The organism is Rhodococcus jostii RHA1 (genome assembly GCF_000014565.1).
Lineage (GTDB): Bacteria > Actinomycetota > Actinomycetes > Mycobacteriales > Mycobacteriaceae > Rhodococcus_F > Rhodococcus_F jostii_A.
In genome coordinates, this window is record NC_008268.1 from 4,509,263 (window position 1) to 4,526,712 (window position 17,450).

The 17,450-nt window shown below is 66.8% G+C and carries 15 protein-coding genes and 1 pseudogene; 10 read left to right on the forward strand and 6 right to left on the reverse strand.

The annotated features are described in order from the left end of the window. Positions 1-171: 171 nt before the first annotated feature. A pseudogene (locus tag RHA1_RS20830) lies at positions 172-1,146 on the forward strand (acyl-CoA dehydrogenase family protein); the annotation flags it as partial. A 437-nt stretch (positions 1,147-1,583) separates the two neighbouring features. Then, complete coding sequence (locus tag RHA1_RS46280; RefSeq protein WP_237726935.1) at positions 1,584-1,826, forward strand: acyl-CoA dehydrogenase family protein; 243 nt, start codon at positions 1,584-1,586, stop codon at positions 1,824-1,826. Here the strand turns inward: RHA1_RS46280 and RHA1_RS20835 are convergent. Together RHA1_RS20835 and RHA1_RS20840 are read right to left on the reverse strand one after the other, a co-directional pair. Beyond that, the gene (locus RHA1_RS20835) at positions 1,816-3,624 is read right to left on the reverse strand and encodes an alkyl/aryl-sulfatase (RefSeq protein WP_011596733.1); all 1,809 of its coding nucleotides are present in this window, start codon (positions 3,622-3,624) and stop codon (positions 1,816-1,818) included. The two genes, RHA1_RS46280 and RHA1_RS20835, sit on opposite strands and share 11 nt — an antisense overlap. After that, positions 3,621-4,745 (reverse strand): AI-2E family transporter, encoded by a 1,125-nt coding sequence (locus tag RHA1_RS20840; protein ID WP_016884503.1) that lies wholly within the window; start codon positions 4,743-4,745, stop codon positions 3,621-3,623. The genes RHA1_RS20835 and RHA1_RS20840 overlap by 4 nt, the downstream gene beginning before the upstream one ends. Before the next feature lie 172 nt (positions 4,746-4,917). Between RHA1_RS20840 and RHA1_RS20845 the strand changes: the two genes are divergently transcribed. The 3 genes from RHA1_RS20845 (at position 4,918) to RHA1_RS20855 (ending at position 8,471) form a co-directional block, all read left to right on the forward strand. After that, positions 4,918-5,340 carry a DUF7144 family membrane protein gene (locus RHA1_RS20845; RefSeq protein ID WP_009477342.1) on the forward strand — a complete coding sequence of 141 codons (423 nt, stop codon included), beginning with the start codon at positions 4,918-4,920 and terminating at the stop codon, positions 5,338-5,340. 12 nt (positions 5,341-5,352) lie between these two features. After that, positions 5,353-7,047: a SulP family inorganic anion transporter gene (locus RHA1_RS20850; RefSeq protein ID WP_011596735.1), complete on the forward strand. Its 1,695-nt coding sequence runs from the start codon at positions 5,353-5,355 to the stop codon at positions 7,045-7,047. An 86-nt stretch (positions 7,048-7,133) separates the two neighbouring features. Continuing rightward, the gene (locus RHA1_RS20855) at positions 7,134-8,471 is read left to right on the forward strand and encodes a DUF1254 domain-containing protein (RefSeq protein ID WP_011596736.1); all 1,338 of its coding nucleotides are present in this window, start codon (positions 7,134-7,136) and stop codon (positions 8,469-8,471) included. On the opposite strand, the gene RHA1_RS20860 is transcribed toward RHA1_RS20855, so the two are convergent. Both RHA1_RS20860 and RHA1_RS20865 read right to left on the reverse strand, forming a co-directional pair. Then, positions 8,472-8,651 (reverse strand): DUF2254 domain-containing protein, encoded by a 180-nt coding sequence (locus RHA1_RS20860; RefSeq protein WP_167540949.1) that lies wholly within the window; start codon positions 8,649-8,651, stop codon positions 8,472-8,474. Beyond that, a complete protein-coding gene (locus RHA1_RS20865; RefSeq protein ID WP_011596737.1) occupies positions 8,636-9,133 on the reverse strand; it encodes a DUF2254 family protein in 498 nt (165 codons plus the stop codon). The genes RHA1_RS20860 and RHA1_RS20865 overlap by 16 nt, the downstream gene beginning before the upstream one ends. Before the next feature lie 69 nt (positions 9,134-9,202). On the opposite strand from RHA1_RS20865, the gene RHA1_RS20870 reads away from it, so the two are divergent. From RHA1_RS20870 to RHA1_RS20885, 4 genes are all read left to right on the forward strand, one after another. Continuing rightward, positions 9,203-10,174 carry a hypothetical protein gene (locus RHA1_RS20870; RefSeq protein ID WP_011596738.1) on the forward strand — a complete coding sequence of 324 codons (972 nt, stop codon included), beginning with the start codon at positions 9,203-9,205 and terminating at the stop codon, positions 10,172-10,174. Positions 10,175-10,269: 95 nt separating this feature from the next. Next, complete coding sequence (locus RHA1_RS20875; protein ID WP_009477349.1) at positions 10,270-11,535, forward strand: aspartate kinase; 1,266 nt, start codon at positions 10,270-10,272, stop codon at positions 11,533-11,535. A 3-nt stretch (positions 11,536-11,538) separates the two neighbouring features. Then, positions 11,539-12,570: an aspartate-semialdehyde dehydrogenase gene (locus tag RHA1_RS20880; protein ID WP_011596739.1), complete on the forward strand. Its 1,032-nt coding sequence runs from the start codon at positions 11,539-11,541 to the stop codon at positions 12,568-12,570. Positions 12,571-12,649: 79 nt separating this feature from the next. Next, a complete protein-coding gene (locus RHA1_RS20885) occupies positions 12,650-13,768 on the forward strand; it encodes an alpha/beta hydrolase family protein (RefSeq protein ID WP_011596740.1) in 1,119 nt (372 codons plus the stop codon). 18 nt (positions 13,769-13,786) lie between these two features. Here the strand turns inward: RHA1_RS20885 and RHA1_RS20890 are convergent, their stop codons facing one another. Next, positions 13,787-14,944 carry an IS30 family transposase gene (locus RHA1_RS20890; RefSeq protein ID WP_011596741.1) on the reverse strand — a complete coding sequence of 386 codons (1,158 nt, stop codon included), beginning with the start codon at positions 14,942-14,944 and terminating at the stop codon, positions 13,787-13,789. 142 nt (positions 14,945-15,086) lie between these two features. Between RHA1_RS20890 and RHA1_RS20895 the strand changes: the two genes are divergently transcribed. Next, complete coding sequence (locus tag RHA1_RS20895) at positions 15,087-15,752, forward strand: GAP family protein (protein ID WP_041811807.1); 666 nt, start codon at positions 15,087-15,089, stop codon at positions 15,750-15,752. A gap of 379 nt (positions 15,753-16,131) precedes the next feature. Here the strand turns inward: RHA1_RS20895 and RHA1_RS20900 are convergent, their stop codons facing one another. Then, on the reverse strand, positions 16,132-17,436 hold the full coding sequence (locus RHA1_RS20900) for a metal-dependent hydrolase family protein (RefSeq protein ID WP_011596744.1): 1,305 nt from the start codon (positions 17,434-17,436) through the stop codon (positions 16,132-16,134). Between the last annotated feature and the right edge of the window lie 14 nt (positions 17,437-17,450).

The window sequence follows — 17,450 nt, forward strand, 5'->3', positions numbered from 1 at the left end:
GAACGGGAACGCCACGCTGTCGTGCTGGTGTTCGGACTACTTCGTCATCGCGATCCTGCACCCGATTCGGAGTTCGTCACTCCGCGGGGACCTGAGAAAATTAGCCAAAGCCGCGTTGCAGGCGTGAGCCTGCGGAAGCATTCGACACACTCGTCAACGGAAGTAGACAGCATGCACACACAAGTGGTGCCTGCCGCGGGCCCACCCGATCACGAACTCGATGCGTTGCGGGCCGAGGTGCGAACGTTCCTGCGCGAGCAGATCGACGCCGGCGTGTTCACACCCGGTGTGGACACGTGGCTCACCAGGTGGAATCCGGACTTCACGAAGGCCCTCGCAGCCCGCGGCTGGCTGGGCATGACGATCCCGGCGGAGTACGGCGGGCAGGGCCGCACGTTCATGGAGCGGTTCGTCGTCACCGAAGAACTGCTGGCCGTCGGCGCGCCCGTCGCCGCACAGTGGGTCGCGGACCGGCAGGCCGCGCCGTCGCTGCTCACCTACGGCACCGAGGAACAGAAGCAGCGGTTCCTCCCCGGAATCGCGGGCGGCGAGATCAGCTGGGCGATCGGAATGAGCGAACCGGAATCGGGCTCCGACCTCGCGAGCGTCCGCACGAAAGCGGTCCGGGTCGACGGCGGCTGGCGGATCACCGGGACCAAATTGTGGACGTCCGGCGCCCACCGGGCCGACGCGTTCTTCGCTCTCGCGCGGTCGGCTCCGCTGGATCCGGCGCAGCGCCACGCCGGGCTCAGCCAGTTCATCGTTCTGCTCGACTCCCTGGGGGTGCAGATCAGGCCGATCCTGTCGATGTCGGGCGATCACCATTTCAACGAGGTGATCCTCGACGACGTGTTCGTGCCGGACGAGTTGCGGCTCGGCCGCATCGGCGAAGGCTGGAAGCAGGTCACGTCCGAACTCGGGTTCGAATGCAGTGGCCCGGAACGTTTCATGTCCACGTTCCCGATCCTCGCCGCGATGGCCGAGGAAACCCGGGAGGGACGGCAACCGGCCGATGCCCGCATCGGAGCGCTCGTCGCCCGGACCTTCGGACTCCATCACATGTCCTGTGCGGTGTCGGAGGCACTGGGGCGTGGTGACGACGCCGAACTCGGCCTCACGAGGCTCACCGGCCCCGAATCCGAGGGCGGCAGCGACGCCGGGTGGACGGAGTCGGTGTACCTGATGGCGGCCGCGGGCGCGGCCGATCTCCCGATCGCCGAGAACGATCTGCTCGCGGGATGCTGCTCGGCAGGTCCGGGTGCCCGACCGCGAACTCCGGCCCCGCCGTGGTCCGCACCGCAGCCGTGCCGTGCTGGACGCCGACGGCACTGCAAGGCACGTCCCGTGGGCACGCTCGGCGGATGCGCTGGTGGGGCTGTGGGAGGCGGACGGAACGTGGCGGGTCGCCGAATTCGCCCGCTCGGACCTCGAGGTGACGGAGGCGGCCAATCTCGCGTCGATGCCGCGGGATCACGTCCGGGTCGACCTGTCCGCACAGCAGGGCACACCGGTGCCGGCGGACGTGGTGACCGAGTTCCGCCGCCGCGGCGCACCGGCCCGGGCGCTTGCGATGGCCGGGAACCATGGAACGCGTCCTGACCCTCGTCGTCGAACACACCTCGGCGCGCGCACAGTTCGGTCGCGCGGTGGGCAAGTTCCAGGCGGTGCAGGCCATGGTCGCCGACATCGCTGCGGAGGGCGCCCTGGCACGCGCCCCGCCGACGCCGCGGTATCGATCGCCGAGGAACACGGGTTCGGAAGCTCGGAGGCCGGTTTCGCCGTCGCCGGGGAACGTGGCCTGTGGCGGCTCATCGCCTACGGCGTGACGATCGGGAACGCGCTGTCGGGTGCGTCGAGGAGTTCCGTGAGGACCAGGAGTTTCGACGGGTCACCCGTCACCTCGATGCCCTCCAGCCCCTTGCCGGCGAACAGTCCGAGCAACTGCATCTTCGTCAGGGTCAAGGAGACGTCCGGTTGCGTCGTGGTCCTCGGCGCGACCGTCTGGATGAGCGCACCGTTGGACAGCGACGTCCGGTAGTGCGCTTCGGGTTCGGTGAAGTGCCACTCCGCGACGAGGGACTTGTCCCAGGCACGTGGGCCATTGATGCGGAGGGCGACGGAGTCGAAGATCTGCTCGATCGTCAGGGCGCTCAGCATGTCTGCGCCGAGGTCGCTGAGCGGCGGGGCGACGATGCCGCCGCGCAGTTCGAGTGCGCCCGTGAGGTAGAAGTTGCGCCACGTCGCGTTCTCCGCACCGAATCCGAGTTGTTCGTACGTGCGGGCAAGCAGTTCTTTCGCGTCGCTGTCCGACGGGTCGGCGAACACCGCATGCTTCGAGAGTTCGGCGGCGAACCGGAAGTCGCCGTCGTCGAAATACCGTTGAGCCTTGGCCCGGACCTCGCTCTGGCCGCCCATGCACTCGACGTACCGTGTCGCGACGTTCTCCGGCGGGTGCTGCCACAGCGACGTCGGGTTGCCGTCGAACCAGCCCATGTACCGCTGGTAGATCGCTTTTACGTTGTGGCTCACCGAGCCGTAGTAACCGCGTGCGTGCCAGGCGGATTCGAGGGCAGGCGGAAGCGGGAAGTCCTCGGCGATCTCGGTTCCCGTCATCCCGGTGTTGAGCATCCGCAGGGTCTGGTCGTGCAGGTACTGGTACAGGTCGCGCTGCTGCGACAGGAATGTCACCACCCGGTCGCGACCCCACGTCGGCCAGTGGTGGGAGGCGAATGCGACGTCGTAGCCGCTGTCGAACATCTCGATCGCCTGGTCGAGGTACCGCGACCAGGCGCGGGGGTCCCGGACCAGCGCGCCCCGCAGCGTGAGGAGATTGTGCAGATTGTGGGTGGCGTTCTCCGCCATACACAGTGCCCGGTGGTCGGGGAACAGGAAGTTCATCTCGGCGGGCGCCTCCGTTCCCGGCGTCACCTGAAAGACGATCCGGATGCCGTCGACGGTCTCCTCCTGGCCGGTGTGGGTGATGTCGACGGTCGGGGGGATCAGTCCGGGCCGACCCGCCGAGGTGTTCGTTCCGAGCCCCGCCCCGAGGTGCCCGCGCGGGCCCTTGGGGAGCAGCGGTCCGTACATGTAGGTGGCGCGCCGGCCCATTGCCGTTCCGGCATAGACGTTCTCGGATACCGCGTGTTCGAGGAAACCTTCGGGGGCGAGGATCGGGACGTCGCCGCGACCGTCCGGGAGAACGCCGACGACGCCACCGAAGTGATCGATGTGGGAGTGCGTATAGATGACTCCGGTGACGGGCCGGTCGCCACGGTTTTTCCGGTACAGCGCGAGCGCGGCGGCCGCCGTTTCCTGCGAGATCAGCGGGTCGATCACCAGGACGCCAGTCTCGCCCTCGACGATCGTCATGTTGGACAGGTCGATTCCGCGTAGCTGGTAGATGCCCTCGGTGACTTCGTACAGACCGTTCTTCGCGCACAGTTGCGACTGACGCCACAGGCTCGGGTGGGCGGTGTCCGGGCAGTCACCGTTCAGGAACGAATACTCCTGCATGTCCCACACCACGCGACCGTCCCCACTCGTGACGGTGCAGGGGTCGAGGCGGTCGACGAAACCGCGGTCGGCGTCCTCGAAATCGGTGGTGTCCGAGAAATCGGGTGTCATGATTCTTCCTTCTCGTGTCGCGGTGGGGAGGGGGCAGGAACCGGTGCAGGGGGAGTGGGAGCGCTGCTGAGGATCGTGTTCACCCACCGCGTGGACGGGTCGATGTCGATCAGCAGCGCCTTCGCCATCAACGACAGCGGGATTGCCAGGATCGCGCCGAGCGGCCCGAGGATCCACGCCCAGAACACCAGCGACAGGAACGTGAACGTCACGGACAGGCCCACCGCGTCACCGACGAACTTCGGCTGGATCACCGACTGGATGATGACGTTGATGACGCTGTACACGACGATGACCGTCAGCATCAGTCCCGGACCGCCCTGGAGCAGCGCGAGCAGGGCCGGCGGAACCAGCCCCAGGATGAACCCGACGTTCGGGATGTAGTTGGTGATGAACGACAGCAGTCCCCACAGGATCGGCAGCGGAATTCCCAGCGCCCACAGTGCCCCCGTGTCGATGACGGCGACGATCAGCCCGAAGACCGTGGACACGATCAGGTACGTGCGGGTGCCGGCCGAGAACGACGTGAGAGCGGTGGCGATGTCGGGACGCATCTGCGTGACGATCCGCATCCGCGCACCGTAGGAACTTCCGTCGACGGCCATGAAGAGCAGAAGGGCGAGGACGAACAGAAGATTCGAGAAGATGCCCAGCATCGACTGCAGGATCCCCTCCACGAAGCCGAAGACCTTGCCGTAATCCACCTGGGAGAGCAGGGTCTGGGAATCGGTCGAGTTCACGCCGTTGCTGTTCAGGAAACTCTGGGCGTCATCGATGAGGGCGGTGAAGTCGTCCGCGTACTCCGGTAGGAGCGTGGCGAGTTGGGCAACCGACAAGGCCAGCGACAGCACGAGGACGAGAATGATGCTGTTGACGACCAGGATCGCCGCGATCGTGGCGAGCCAGGTCGGGAGACCCTTTCGGTGAAGCCATTCGGGCAGCGGGTGAACCGCGACGGTCAGCATGAGAGCGAGAAAGATCGGGCCGACTATCGACGCGGCCACCTGTATGCCGGCCACGGTGACGACGAGTGCGGCCAGGCCGAGGATCACGATCAGACCCCGCGGCATCGACCACTGAGAATCCGGCGCCGCGCCGGATACGTCCTGCGGATCGGTCATCGCGTGTCCCTTCGCAACAATCGGCCAACCGGGATGCCCCGAATCGACTGTTGCACCCGACCGGCGACGACACATCATCCGTTGCAGATGAGGATCACCCGGCGCGGATGATGCCGATGCCATCGCGAAGCCGCACGATTCCACTGTTCGAGCACATCCTTTCGAGAAGGGCATGGACATGACGACAAATCCGGAGTCCAGGACCACCAGCCCTGTCAAACAGGGCTTTGCCGCGGGAACGTCGCTGGCAGCGGCGATATTACTGCTGACCGTCGGCGTGATCTCCTTCTTCCAGGGCATCGCCGCGGTCGCCTCCGACAACCTGCTGGTCATCGGTGTCCAGTACACCTACCAGTTCGACACCACCGCATGGGGATGGATCCACATCCTTCTCGGCGTCGTTCTGGTCATCAGCGCGATCGGCCTCATGACGGGCGCCACCTGGGCCCGTGTCGTGGCCGTCTGCATCGCCGCGCTGTCGATCCTCGCGAACTTCCTCTGGCTGCCCTACTACCCGCTGTGGTCGATCCTGATCATCGCGCTCGATGTCGTCGTGATCTGGGCGGTCACCACCTGGGATACCGCCAGGGACTAGGACGATGACGACGTGGTGAGCTCCGCGACCGGCACTTGGCCGGTATTCGGCTCGCTGCAGGAGTATCGGAAAGGGTGGGTCAGGCCCGACGTCATCGCGGGCCTGACCGTGTGGGCCGTGCTGGTCCCGGAGGCCCTGGCCTACGCGACCATCGCGGGAGTTCCCCCTGTCGTCGGTCTGTACGCGGCGATACCGGCCCTGGTCCTCTACGCCGCGGCAGGCAGTTCCCGGCATCTGGTGGTCGGGCCGATGTCGGCGACGGCCGCCCTGTCGGCCGCGATCGTCGCGCCGCTCGCCGGGGCGGACGGTGGCAAATACGCCGCCCTGACAGCGGTGCTGGCAATCGCCACCGGCATCGCCGGGCTGCTCGCGGGGCTCCTGCGTATGGGCTTCATCGCGGCGTTCATCTCGGAGCCGGTGCTGAAGGGCTTCATCGTCGGGCTGGCTCTGACCATCATCGCCGGGCAGGTGCCTGCCCTGTTGGGAGTGGAGAAGGAGCACGGCAACTTCTTCGAACAGGCCTGGGGGGTCATCACCCAGCTGGGCGACGTCGACTGGGGCACATTCGTCGTCGGTGTGCTCAGTCTCGTCGTGGTGCTCGGATTCACACGGTGGCTGCCGCTCGTGCCCGGTTCGCTGCTGGCCGTCCTCCTCGGTATCGCCGCGGTCGCCGTGTTCGGTTTGGACGGTAGAGGTGTCGACATCGTCGGTCACATCGACTCCGGTCTGCCGTCGGTGGGATTGCCGGGCGGTGTCGGATTCGACGACTACGTCGACCTTCTCGGGCCCGCAGTGGGCGTGCTGCTCATCGGGTTCGCGGAAGGGCTCGGTGCCGCGAAGACGTACGCCGCGAAAGAGGGCTACGAGGTGGACCCAAACCGGGAACTCCTCGGCCTCGGCGTCGCCAATCTCGGCTCCGGGCTGTGCTCGGGGATGGTGGTGAACGGCAGTCTCTCCAAGACGGCGGTCAACGGCGGGGCCGGCGCCAAGTCGCAGGTCAGCGGTCTCCTTGTCGCGGTCCTCACCGTGGTGACCCTGCTGTTCCTCACCGGACTGTTCGAGAAACTTCCCGAGGCGACGCTGGCGGCGGTGGTCATCGCCGCCGTCATCGAACTCGTCGACATCTCCGCGCTGCGCCGGCTCTACGGGGTGTGGACCGAAAGGCTCGGCAGCATCTACGGATACGCCGCGCGCGCCGATTTCGCAGCCGCCCTCGCCGCCATGGTGGGCGTGCTCGTGTTCGACACCCTGCCCGGACTCGTCATCGGCATCGGGGTCTCCATGCTGTTGTTGCTCTACCGCTCGTCCCGTCCCCACGTCGCGGCGCTGGCGAAGGAAGGGTCGCTGTGGGTGGACGCCGAGCGTCACCCCGACCTCCCGACCACCCCGCACGTGGTCGTGGTGCGCGTCGAGGCTGGACTGTTCTTCGCGAACGCCGATCACGTCAAGGACCGCATCGAGGACCTGTGCACCGACGACACGCGAGTGGTGGTAATCGACGCCGAGACGTCGCCGTTCGTCGACGTCAGTGCCGCGCAGATGCTCGTGCAGTTGCGGGATGTGCTCGCACGCAGTGGAATCGAGCTTCGTGTGGCGCGGGACATCGGGCAGTTCCGCGACACGATTCGAACCTCGGGTTCGGACGCGACCCCCGTCGGCCTCTACCCGACCGTGCGAGAGGCTCTCGCGGAACCGGACCCACAGTAGGCGCTCCGCACCCGTGAGTGGTTGACGAGTCTCTGGACTCGCAGACCACGCACGGGCGGCGGAGCCGTACGGAACAGGAGACAGTAGTGAGCGCAGGATTGCAGGAACTCGCCGCGAAGGCGTGGGTGTACGGTTTTCCGCTGGTGTTCGACCTCGACCAGGTGAACCGCTTCGTGTCGGAGGGGATGGGGAGCCTCGACGCGGGACCCTTCAACAAGTTCAGCCACGCCCGCACACTCGCCGGGCCGCAGGACACGTTCGTCTCGGTCAACAACGACACCATCTATTCGATCGCCCAGATCGACCTCGGCCACGGACCGCAGTTGCTGCGAGTCCCGGACGCCGGTGGGGCGTACTACGTGCTGCAATTCGTCGATGCGTGGACCGACAACTTCGCGTACGTCGGCAAACGCGCGACGGGAACGGCGGCCGGCCGTTACCTGCTGACCGGTCCCGGGTGGTCCGGTGAGGTCCCCGACGGCGCGACGCAGATCGCGTTCCCCACCGCGGTGGGCACCGTCATCGGCCGCTGGGCCTGCGACGGCGAGGCCGACCTGGAGCGGGTGAAGGGATTGCAGTCGGCCCTCACGTTGGAACCCGTCTGCGACCAGGACCCGGCGGAGGGCCTGCCGGTACCCGACCCGAATGTCCCCGAGGAACTTCAGTTCTGGGAGAAGCTGCGGGTGTACTCGCAGGCGTACCCGCCCGCCGCGCAGGACCTCGTCGCGCAGCAGGCGTTCGCCCCGCTCGGGTTGCTCGAGACGGGGCAGTCGCCGTACCTCGAAGCGCCGCCGGACCTCGCATCCGTGCTCACCGCTGGTGCCGAGGCCGGGCGCCAATCACTGGTCGCCGCACTGAAATCGGGTGCAGGAAGCGAGGTGGTCAACGGCTGGCAGTTGATGTACCACGCCTTCGATTACAACGACGACTTCTTCGAGATCGGCACCCTCGACTCACCCGAGTGGCGGATCGAGGACCGCTCGAAGGCGCTGGGACTGCGGGCCGGCGCCGCGATGGCGGGGCTGTGGGGAAACCATGGTTACGAAGCCGCATACGCACCGATCTACCACGACAGCGAAGGCAACGAACTGTCCGGCGAGCACACCTACACACTCACGTTTGCGCCGACCCCACCGGTCGACGCGTTCTGGTCGATCACCATGTACGACCTCCCGGACTTCTACCTCGTCGACAATCCGATCGACCGTTACTCGATCGGTGACCGCACGCCGGGACTGGTGTTCGCGGACGACGGTTCGCTGACCATCACACTCAGCGCGGACGCCCCGGCCGATCCGGTGGCCCGCGCCAACTGGCTGCCGACACCGGCAGTCGGGTTCCGGCCGCTGCTCCGGATGTACAGCCCGAAGCCGGAGGTGTTCGACGGAACGTTCGAGATCCCGCCCTTCGTGAAGACCAGGTGATCAGGGGGCGCAGGTGATCGGACTGATCTGAGTGCGAACGTCGTACGACGCCGCCGACACGTAGTCGTCCCAGTCGGGAAGGAGCAGGACGACGCGCAGTTCTCCCATCGCGGGTCGGTGACCGATCCTCGACAGCAGAGTTCCCACGCAGTCGATGGCCTGCATCAGGGCGTCACCCACCCGGACCCGCATCCGCACGAGGACATCCGCCTCGCACGAGGTGCGCCAGCTTCGGCAGGTCGATCCGACACAGCATCCCGCCGGTGCCGGTCCACCGGATGGTTGACGACCAGGCCCGCCGTGAAGACGAAGAAGCCCAGGAACATCCCGAAGGAGTTCCACACCAGCGGGTCGTCGCGGAACAGCGTCAGTCGCGGGGTCAGCGTCGTGGCACCGAACTGACCCACCAGGAACAGCAGCGAGAACACCACGCTCGCCGGCGTGATGACGGCGCCGGCGAGAGTGAACAGCAGGGTGGCCACGCTGGTGCCGCTCGTCCGGGGACCGATGTCGAGGGTGGGGAGCGCGAGGCCGAGGAGGAAACCGCCGAACAGATAGCCGAGCTGGACGAGCCCCAGTCGCAACGGCGGCCGGCGGCGAAGCGCGCGCAGAACAGGTCGCGAATCCGATCCGGACCGGGGGAACTCGGCTGCTCTGTTCACGGCGTCCCCTTCGCCCTCCGATGATCCCGAATCGGCGGTAGGGTTCGTGCCGATTCGAGGGGGGATCGAGTGAAGAAAGTTGCCGCGGCGCTCCTGTGCGCCGTGATCACGTCCGGGTGCGCGCACAGCGTGTCGGGGACTGCGGGGGCGTCTCCGCTGCAGGAACTGAGCACCGGGCAGCAACGGCACATCCACGTCGAGAACGCGCTCCGCGACGCCGATCCGTGCGGACTGCTCGACGTGGCCGCGGTGCGGGGCGCCGGAACAGTCCAGCAGTACGGGACCGCCGTGCAACTGCCGGTGTGTTCGGCGTTGATGGCCGGGCCCGGCGGCGCGACCACCTACGTGGAGTTGTCCCTGCTGCCGTCGATGCTGCCCGACGCGGCGCTGACCCGGCCGGAGACGGTCGACGGGGTGACCGTCTACCGCGGTGCGGGCGCCGACCAGATGCGCGGGACGTGTGAGCGCGTCTTCCGGCTGAACCTCGGAACCGACCGGGAACAGGTGGAAGGGCAGCTGGCGACCGTCCGCGCCGGAACCGTCGCCGGCCAGGACGCCTGCCCGATCGCCGACGCGGTGCTGGACTCGGCGATCGACAGGATGCGGTCGGGACTGCCCGCTCGCGACGCCACGTCCGCGCATCAGGTGGCGCTCGCGGTCCACGACCCGTGCGAAGTACTCGACGTGCTGGGCGCCACGGCGGGCGGACGCGTCGTCGATCCGGAATCGCCGCCCACCCCGTTCGACTGCGTGCTGTTTCCGAACCCGAATCGGGTGCCGGGGAGTGAGGTGACCGTGTCGTTCACGCTGTCGCCGGTCAAGGAAAACCGACCACCCGTTCCCGCCGAGCCGGAGACGGTCGGCGACCGATGCCGGTGGACGAGCCCGATGGGCGAGCCGATCGACATCACACGGCCCGGAGCGGGCGTCGACGAGTTCACCCGCAGGCTCGGTCACGCCGGTGCAGTCGTCACTGTTCACGGGCCGAACTGCGCGGCCGTGGCGAGGGTCGCGGACGCCGCGAACACGGCGTTCGGATAGGCGTCCGAACGGACTCACCCGGGATCAGATTGGACTCCGCCGGTAAGCTCGACAGCTGGACCAGTACAGATTCATCGACCTGGAGGTAGAAACGCGTGGCTCTCGTCGTCCAGAAGTACGGCGGATCCTCGGTGGCAACCGCCGAGAGAATCCGACGAGTGGCTGAACGGATCGTCGAGACCAAGAAGGCCGGCAACGATGTCGTCGTCGTGGTTTCAGCGATGGGGGACACCACTGATGAGCTGCTCGATCTGGCTCAGCAGGTGTGCCCAGCCCCACCCGCCCGCGAAATGGACATGCTGCTGACCTCCGGTGAGCGCATTTCCAATTCTCTCGTCGCGATGGCAATTCATTCGCTCGGTGCGGAGGCCCGTTCGTTCACGGGCTCCCAGGCGGGCGTCATCACCACCGGTGCTCACGGCAACGCCAAGATCATCGACGTCACACCGGGCCGCGTCCGGGATGCGCTCGACGAGGGCTCGATCGTCCTCGTCGCCGGGTTCCAGGGCGTCAGCCAGGACAGCAAGGACGTGACGACCCTCGGGCGCGGCGGTTCGGACACCACCGCGGTGGCCCTCGCCGCGGCCCTCGAGGCCGACGTCTGCGAGATCTACACCGACGTCGACGGCATCTTCACCGCCGACCCGCGCATCGTTCCCGACGCGCAGCGTCTCGAGACGGTGTCGTTCGAGGAGATGCTCGAGCTCGCGGCGTGCGGCGCGAAGGTGCTCATGCTCCGCTGCGTCGAGTACGCCCGCCGATACAACGTGCCTGTGCACGTCCGTTCGTCATACACGACCAAGCCGGGCACCATCGTGTCCGGATCGATGGAGGACATCCCCGTGGAAGAGGCAATCATCACCGGAGTCGCGCACGATCGCGGCGAGTCCAAGATCACCGTCGTCGGCCTGCCCGACACCCCGGGTTACGCCGCGCAGGTCTTCCGCGCGGTGGCCGAGGCGGAGATCAACATCGACATGGTGCTGCAGAACATCTCGAAGGTCGAGACCGGCAAAACCGACATCACGTTCACCTTGCCCACCGCCGACGGCCCGCGCGCCGTCGAGAAGCTGACGAAGCTGCAGGGCGACATCGGCTTCACGCAGGTGCTGTTCGACGACCACATCGGCAAGGTGTCGCTCGTCGGCGCCGGCATGAAGAGCCACCCGGGCGTCACCGCGACGTTCTGTGAGGCCCTCGCGAAGGCCGGTGTCAACATCGACCTCATCTCCACGTCCGAGATCCGTATCTCGGTGCTCGTCAAGGACGTGGAGCTGGACAAGGCCGTGAAGGCGATCCACGATGCATTCGGGCTCGGCGGCGACGAAGAAGCCGTCGTGCACGCAGGAACGGGACGGTAGATCATGACCACCATCGCTGTCGTCGGTGCCACCGGACAGGTCGGCATCGTCATGCGCACCCTCCTCGAGGAACGGAACTTCCCCGCGGACAAGGTGCGGTTCTTCGCTTCCGCGCGGTCGGCGGGCAAGAAGCTGCCGTTCCGCGGCGAGGAGATCGTCGTCGAGGACGCGTCCGCGACGTCCGACGAGGACCTGAAGGGCATCGACATCGCCCTGTTCTCGGCCGGTGCGACGCTCTCTCGTGAGCAGGCCCCGCGGTTCGCTGCGGCAGGCGCCACGGTCGTCGACAACTCGTCGGCGTTCCGCAAGGACCCCGACGTTCCGCTGGTCGTCAGCGAGGTCAACCCGGAGCAGGCGAAGAACCCGCCGAAGGGCATCATCGCCAACCCCAACTGCACCACGATGGCCGCGATGCCGGTGCTGAAGGTTCTGCACGACGAGGCCGGTCTGCAGCGTCTCATCGTGTCGAGCTACCAGGCCGTGTCGGGCAGTGGCATCGCCGGTGTCGAGGAGCTGGTGGGCCAGGCCCGTGCCGTCATCGACGATGCGGAGAAGCTGGTGCACGACGGCAGCGCCGTCGACTTCCCGGCCCCGAACAAGTACGTCGCACCCATCGCGTTCAACGTTCTGCCGCTGGCCGGCTCGATCGTCGACGACGGCAGCGGTGAGACGGACGAGGACCAGAAGCTCCGCAACGAGAGCCGCAAGATCCTCGGCCTGCCTGACCTGCTGGTGTCGGGGACTTGCGTCCGCGTCCCCGTGATCACGGGCCACTCGCTGTCGATCAACGCCGAATTCGAGCGTCCGCTGTCGGTGGAGCGTGCGCAGGAGCTCCTGTCGAAGGCTCCCGGTGTGCAGTTGGTGGACGTCCCCACCCCGCTCCAGGCCGCGGGCAGCGACCCGTCGCTGGTCGGGCGCATCCGTCAGGATCCGGGTGTCCCGGAGGGCCGCGGTCTGGCACTGTTCGTGTCCGGCGACAACCTGCGTAAGGGTGCCGCCCTCAACACCATTCAGATCGCCGAACTGTTGGTCTGATCTCCCCCACGTGAGTGGCAAAGTGTGCTTCCGCACGCTTTGCCACTCACGTCTGTTTGTGCGGGTGGATACTGAGCCGATGAGAGTCGTCGGTGCTGCGGTGGCGGCGATTCTGTTGCTGCTCACCGGTGTGAGCGAGGCGTCCGCGCAGCCGGGAATCCTGCTGTCGCAGGAAGAACTTCCACCCGCCGCGGTCCCCGGCCAGGCAGGCGACAGCGTCCGGGTCCGCTACTCGACCCTGCGCACCGCGACCGCGACCGGTGAGTCGACCGGATCGATCTTCCTTCCCCGTGGCGATCCCCCCGACGGCGGCTGGCCGGTGGTGTCCTACGCGCACGGCACGGTCGGGGTCGCCGACCAGTGCGCGCCGTCCGTCGCCGGGTTCAACTACGTCGAACTGCCCGCGATCGAGCAGTGGCTGGCCGCCGGGTATGCCATCGCAGCAACGGATTACGCGGGAATCGGCACGCCCGGTGTCAATGCCTACCTCGACGGCCCTGCCGCCGCCGCGAACGCCGTCGACATCGTCCTGGCCGCCCACGACGTCTACGGGGACGTGCTCAGTGACCGGTGGATCGTCACGGGACTGTCGCAGGGCGGGCACGCGACCTACTTCGCTGCCCGCGGGGCCTCCGCCCGGGCACCCGCGCTCGACTTTCGCGGCGCCGTCGCGGTGGCCGCGCCGACACACCTCGAACAGCTCTTCCCGGCCGCGGGTCCCGCGATTCCGGCGCTGCCGACAACCGGAATCGTGAACTACGCGTTGCTGACCCTCGCCGGCATCGACGACCAGCGTCCGGAGGTCGACATTCGGCGGTATCTGTCGCCGAAGGGAATCGAATTGATGGAGCTGGCGAAGGTGACGTGCAGCCGGGAACTCGGCCGGTACCTGCTCGCCCATCCCGCTTCGGTCGGGGACCTGTTCGCGGCGCCCCTGTGGAACGAGCAGTTCCGGGCGCTGTTCCGGGAGATGCAGCAGGTGCCCGTCGACGGGTTCGACCGCCCCCTGCGGGTGGTGCACAGTCTGTCCGACACGTCGGTGCCGATTCCGTTGACGTGGGCGCAACTCGCCGAGATGCAGCAGCGCGGGGTGAACGTCGAATATCAGCAACTCGCCGCCGAGGATCACCGCGAATCACTGATGGCCTCAATGCCGGAGTCCCTGGCGTTCGCGGCGCGCGTGCTGTCCCCCAGGTGAGTGGGCGGATTCTGGCGGTCATCGCAACAGCAGTCGTTCCATCTCTTCGATGGGTGTGCGAAATTCTAGCCGTTTCCGGGGGCGCTCATTGAGTTGCCGTGAGACCCACTCCAGGTCTGCTTTCGAGTGCACACTCAGGTCCGAACCTTTGGGGAAGTACTGACGGAGAATGCCGTTCGTATTCTCGTTGGTCCCGCGCTGCCAGGGTGCGTGTGGATCACAGAAGTAGATGTCGATCCCGGTGGCCGCGCTGACGCTCTTCCAGTCCCGCATCTCCGAACCCTGGTCCCACGTCAGGGTCCGGCGCAGGCTCGTGGGCAGCGTCTCGAGCTGTTCGGTCAACGCGGGCGCGGTCTGCTCGGGCTTGTATCCGTCGGGCAGATGAACGAGCATGACGGTGCCGGTCGAACGTTCGACGAGTGTGCCGATCGCGCTCAGATTCCGTTTGCCGACAATGAGATCACCCTCCCAATGTCCCGGTACTGCACGGTCTTTCACGTCTTTGGGGCGGTCCGCGATGTTGGCCATATCGGGGATCCGATTCTTGCGCTGGCCGGCCTTCCGACTGGGTCGGCGCAGCCCACGTCCGGTCCGCAACGATCGAGTGAGGGTGTGTTCGAGTCCGCCGCGGGAGGGTTGGTAGAGCGATTGGTAGATGGTCTCGGTGCTCACCCGCATCTGTGGATCGTCGGGGAAATCGAGTCGGAGGCGGCCCGCGATCTGCTCGGGTGAGTGGCGCTCGGTCAGGGATTTCTCGACCGTCTCGCGCAGCGACGGATTGATGGCGAGCTTGGACGGCTTGGGCCGCGAGGCCCGATGGTAGGCGGCTGCGTGAGCCGATCTGGCTCGGTACCGCCCGGACGGCTCACAATTGCGGGCGATCTCGCGTGAGATCGTCGACGGACTCCGGTTCAAGGCTTTCGCGATCTCACGAAGCGTGTGACCTGCGGCGATGCCGATGGCGATCTCTTCCCGCTCCGCGAACGTCAAACACCGGCCCTTGAGGTTGCGGCCACGCCGGGGACGCACCCCACCACAGGCCGCAAGCCACCGAGCACCCTGTTTGCGATACGAGCCGGCCGCCTCGGCCGCGCCCGTGATGAACTCACCCGCCGCCATCCCCGACCAGAACGTCTGAAAGATCTCCGGAACCATCCGATGAGAATATTTCGCCATGTGCAACACCCTTTGATCAGTGGTGTTGCGATCACCGCACGAACCCAAGGTGGCACCGCGTACCCGAGCACACTTTGCCACTCACCTGGGTTCACCCGGCACGTGCGAGGCGGAGACGGCGCCCCGAACCTACGGTTCGGACATGGGCTCAGTCATCGGAGAACTGTTACCGCTCGCAGTGGGTGTCGCGATCTCGCCGATACCGATCATCGCCGTCATCCTGATGCTGCTGTCGAAGCGTGCGGGCGGTGCGAGCGCGGGCTTCGGCGTCGGCTGGATCCTGGGGATTCTTGTTGCTACGGGCATCTTCATGCTCCTCGCCGGCAGCATCGACACGTCCGGCTCCGACGGTCCGTCGGCGACCGCGTCGTGGGTGAAGGTGGTTCTCGGTGTGCTGCTGCTCCTGCTCGCGGGGCGGCAGTGGAGAAGCCGCAATGCCCACGCGGAGCCGCCGAAGTGGATGCAGGCCATCGACGACCTGAACTTCGTGAAATCCACCGGTCTCGGATTTGCGCTGGCGGCAATCAATCCCAAGAACCTGCTGCTCTGCGTGTCCGCGGGCGTCGGGATCGGTACGGCCGGGGTGAGCGGCGGCGAGCAGGTGGTGGCGCTGATCGTGTACACGGTGCTGGCCGGATCGACCGTCCTCGTCCCGGTCATCGCCTACGCCGTCGCAGCCGACAAGATGCGTGGGACCCTCGACAACCTCAAGGTCTGGCTCCAGTCCAACAACGCCGCGGTGATGAGCGTGCTGCTACTCGTGATGGGGGCCGTCGTCCTCGGTAAGGGATTCGGCGGCTTGTTCTGACAAGCGCGGACTTCGCCGTGGGAGTGAGGGTCAACGCGGGTGCGTGCGGCCGATCGGCGGCGCAACGTATAACTCCGAAGAGCGGTGCGGGGCCGAGCGGTTGCGGGGATTCTTGGTCCCGGCGCGCGGAGAAGGTGGCCGAACCGACGGCGCGGCATCGTTCGTGGAGTTGCCAGTCCCAGAATTCGGTGACGGCGGTGAGCTTGGCCTGCTGGAGAGTCGACTGCGGCACGGTGGTTTCTCCTCAGGAGGGAGAGGGAGCCGGGTGACGGTCCGCCGCGGGCAATGAGGTGTCGGCGGACGTGGTTGTCCGTGGCCGGCCGGAGGGGTGGGTGCGCCACGCTCCCCACCCCGCCGACCGCCGACGGTCAGCGATTTCCTACGCGGGGATGGGGGTGCCGCGGTGGGTTTCGCTGAGCTCGGACGGGCGCGCGGACTGTCCGGAGCCCGGGTCCTTGTGGAAGGCACCGTTCTTCATGATGCCCACGATCTTGGACTGGTCCTGAAGGATGGTGATGTCTTCGAGCGGGTCACCGTCGATGAGGATCATGTCCGCGTAGAACCCGGCCTTGACCTGCCCGAGGTCGTCGGGCATCCGCATGATCTGCCCGCCGAGTGCGGTGGCCGAGAGCAGCGTGTCCTTCGGGGAGAACTCGAGTAGTTCGACGAAGTGCTGCAGGTCGCGGGCGTAAGTGCCGTGCGGGGTCCAGGCGAAGCCGTAGTCGCCGCCGGGCAGCACCCGGATGCCGCGTTCCTTCATCTTCTTCAGATTGTCGATCGCACAGTCGAGTTCGTGCTGGTATCCGGCAGCTTCGGCGGCCTCGGGGGGATACCCGAACGCTTCGGCGTCGTGCAGGGTGGCGACCAGCCAATTCAGCCCGGGTGCGACGAAGATGCGGTCCTTCTGCTCTTCGAGCATGTCCAGACCCTCCTCGTCGGTGAAGGAGGCGTGGTAGATGATGTCGACGCCGTTGCGCAGCGACATCTTCACGCTCTCCCCGGACCTGGCGTGGGAGCACACCCGCAGTCCGCGGCGGTGCGCCTCGGTGACCGCGGCGAGGGTTTCCTCGTCCGAGAAGTAGTTGTCCTCGGCGTGCTGGTTTCCGGTGATCTCCTCACCGGACATGCTCAGCTTCACCAGGTCCGCGCCCAGGTCGACGTTGCGCCGGACGGCCTTGCGCATCTCCTCGGGACCGTCGGCGAAGGCGGTGATGCCCTTGACCAGGGCGCCGCCGGTGACCGCGATTTCCTGACAGTTCGCCAGGTAGCGGGGTCCGGGGATCTGGCCGGCGTTGATGGCGTTGCGGATGACCACATCCAGTCGCGGCTTGGCGGCCGCGGCACCGAGGCACATGGTGTAGCCGGAATCGATGTAGGTCTGCGCCGAGCGGGCACACAGCAACGTGTGTTCCTCGACGCCCATGGTCCCGAGACCGGGCAGGTCTGCGGAGTTGACCCAGGAGAAGTGGGTGTGAGCATCACACAGACCCGACATCAGGAACTTGCCCTGGCCGTCGATGACCCTCGCGCCTTCGCGAGGCAGATCTCCTGTGCCCTTGCGGACCTCGGCAATGCGTTCGCCTTCGACCAGCACTTCACCCTCGTACGGGTCGGAGCCGGTGGAGTCGAAAATCCGAACGTTGGTGAAAAGGATGGACTGATCGGGGGTGTTGGCTGACGTCATTGTCGCCACTCCTT

Coding starts and splice junctions, on each gene's coding strand:
- RHA1_RS20885 (WP_011596740.1), top strand. CDS start 12,650: ATGAGAGTCGTCGGTGCTGCGGTGGCGGCGATTCTGTTGCTGCTCACC.
- RHA1_RS20890 (WP_011596741.1), bottom strand. CDS start 14,944: ATGGCGAAATATTCTCATCGGATGGTTCCGGAGATCTTTCAGACGTTC.
- RHA1_RS20880 (WP_011596739.1), top strand. CDS start 11,539: ATGACCACCATCGCTGTCGTCGGTGCCACCGGACAGGTCGGCATCGTC.
- RHA1_RS20895 (WP_041811807.1), top strand. CDS start 15,087: ATGGGCTCAGTCATCGGAGAACTGTTACCGCTCGCAGTGGGTGTCGCG.
- RHA1_RS20835 (WP_011596733.1), bottom strand. CDS start 3,624: ATGACACCCGATTTCTCGGACACCACCGATTTCGAGGACGCCGACCGC.
- RHA1_RS20840 (WP_016884503.1), bottom strand. CDS start 4,745: ATGACCGATCCGCAGGACGTATCCGGCGCGGCGCCGGATTCTCAGTGG.
- RHA1_RS46280 (WP_237726935.1), top strand. CDS start 1,584: ATGGAACGCGTCCTGACCCTCGTCGTCGAACACACCTCGGCGCGCGCA.
- RHA1_RS20845 (WP_009477342.1), top strand. CDS start 4,918: ATGGACATGACGACAAATCCGGAGTCCAGGACCACCAGCCCTGTCAAA.
- RHA1_RS20900 (WP_011596744.1), bottom strand. CDS start 17,436: ATGACGTCAGCCAACACCCCCGATCAGTCCATCCTTTTCACCAACGTT.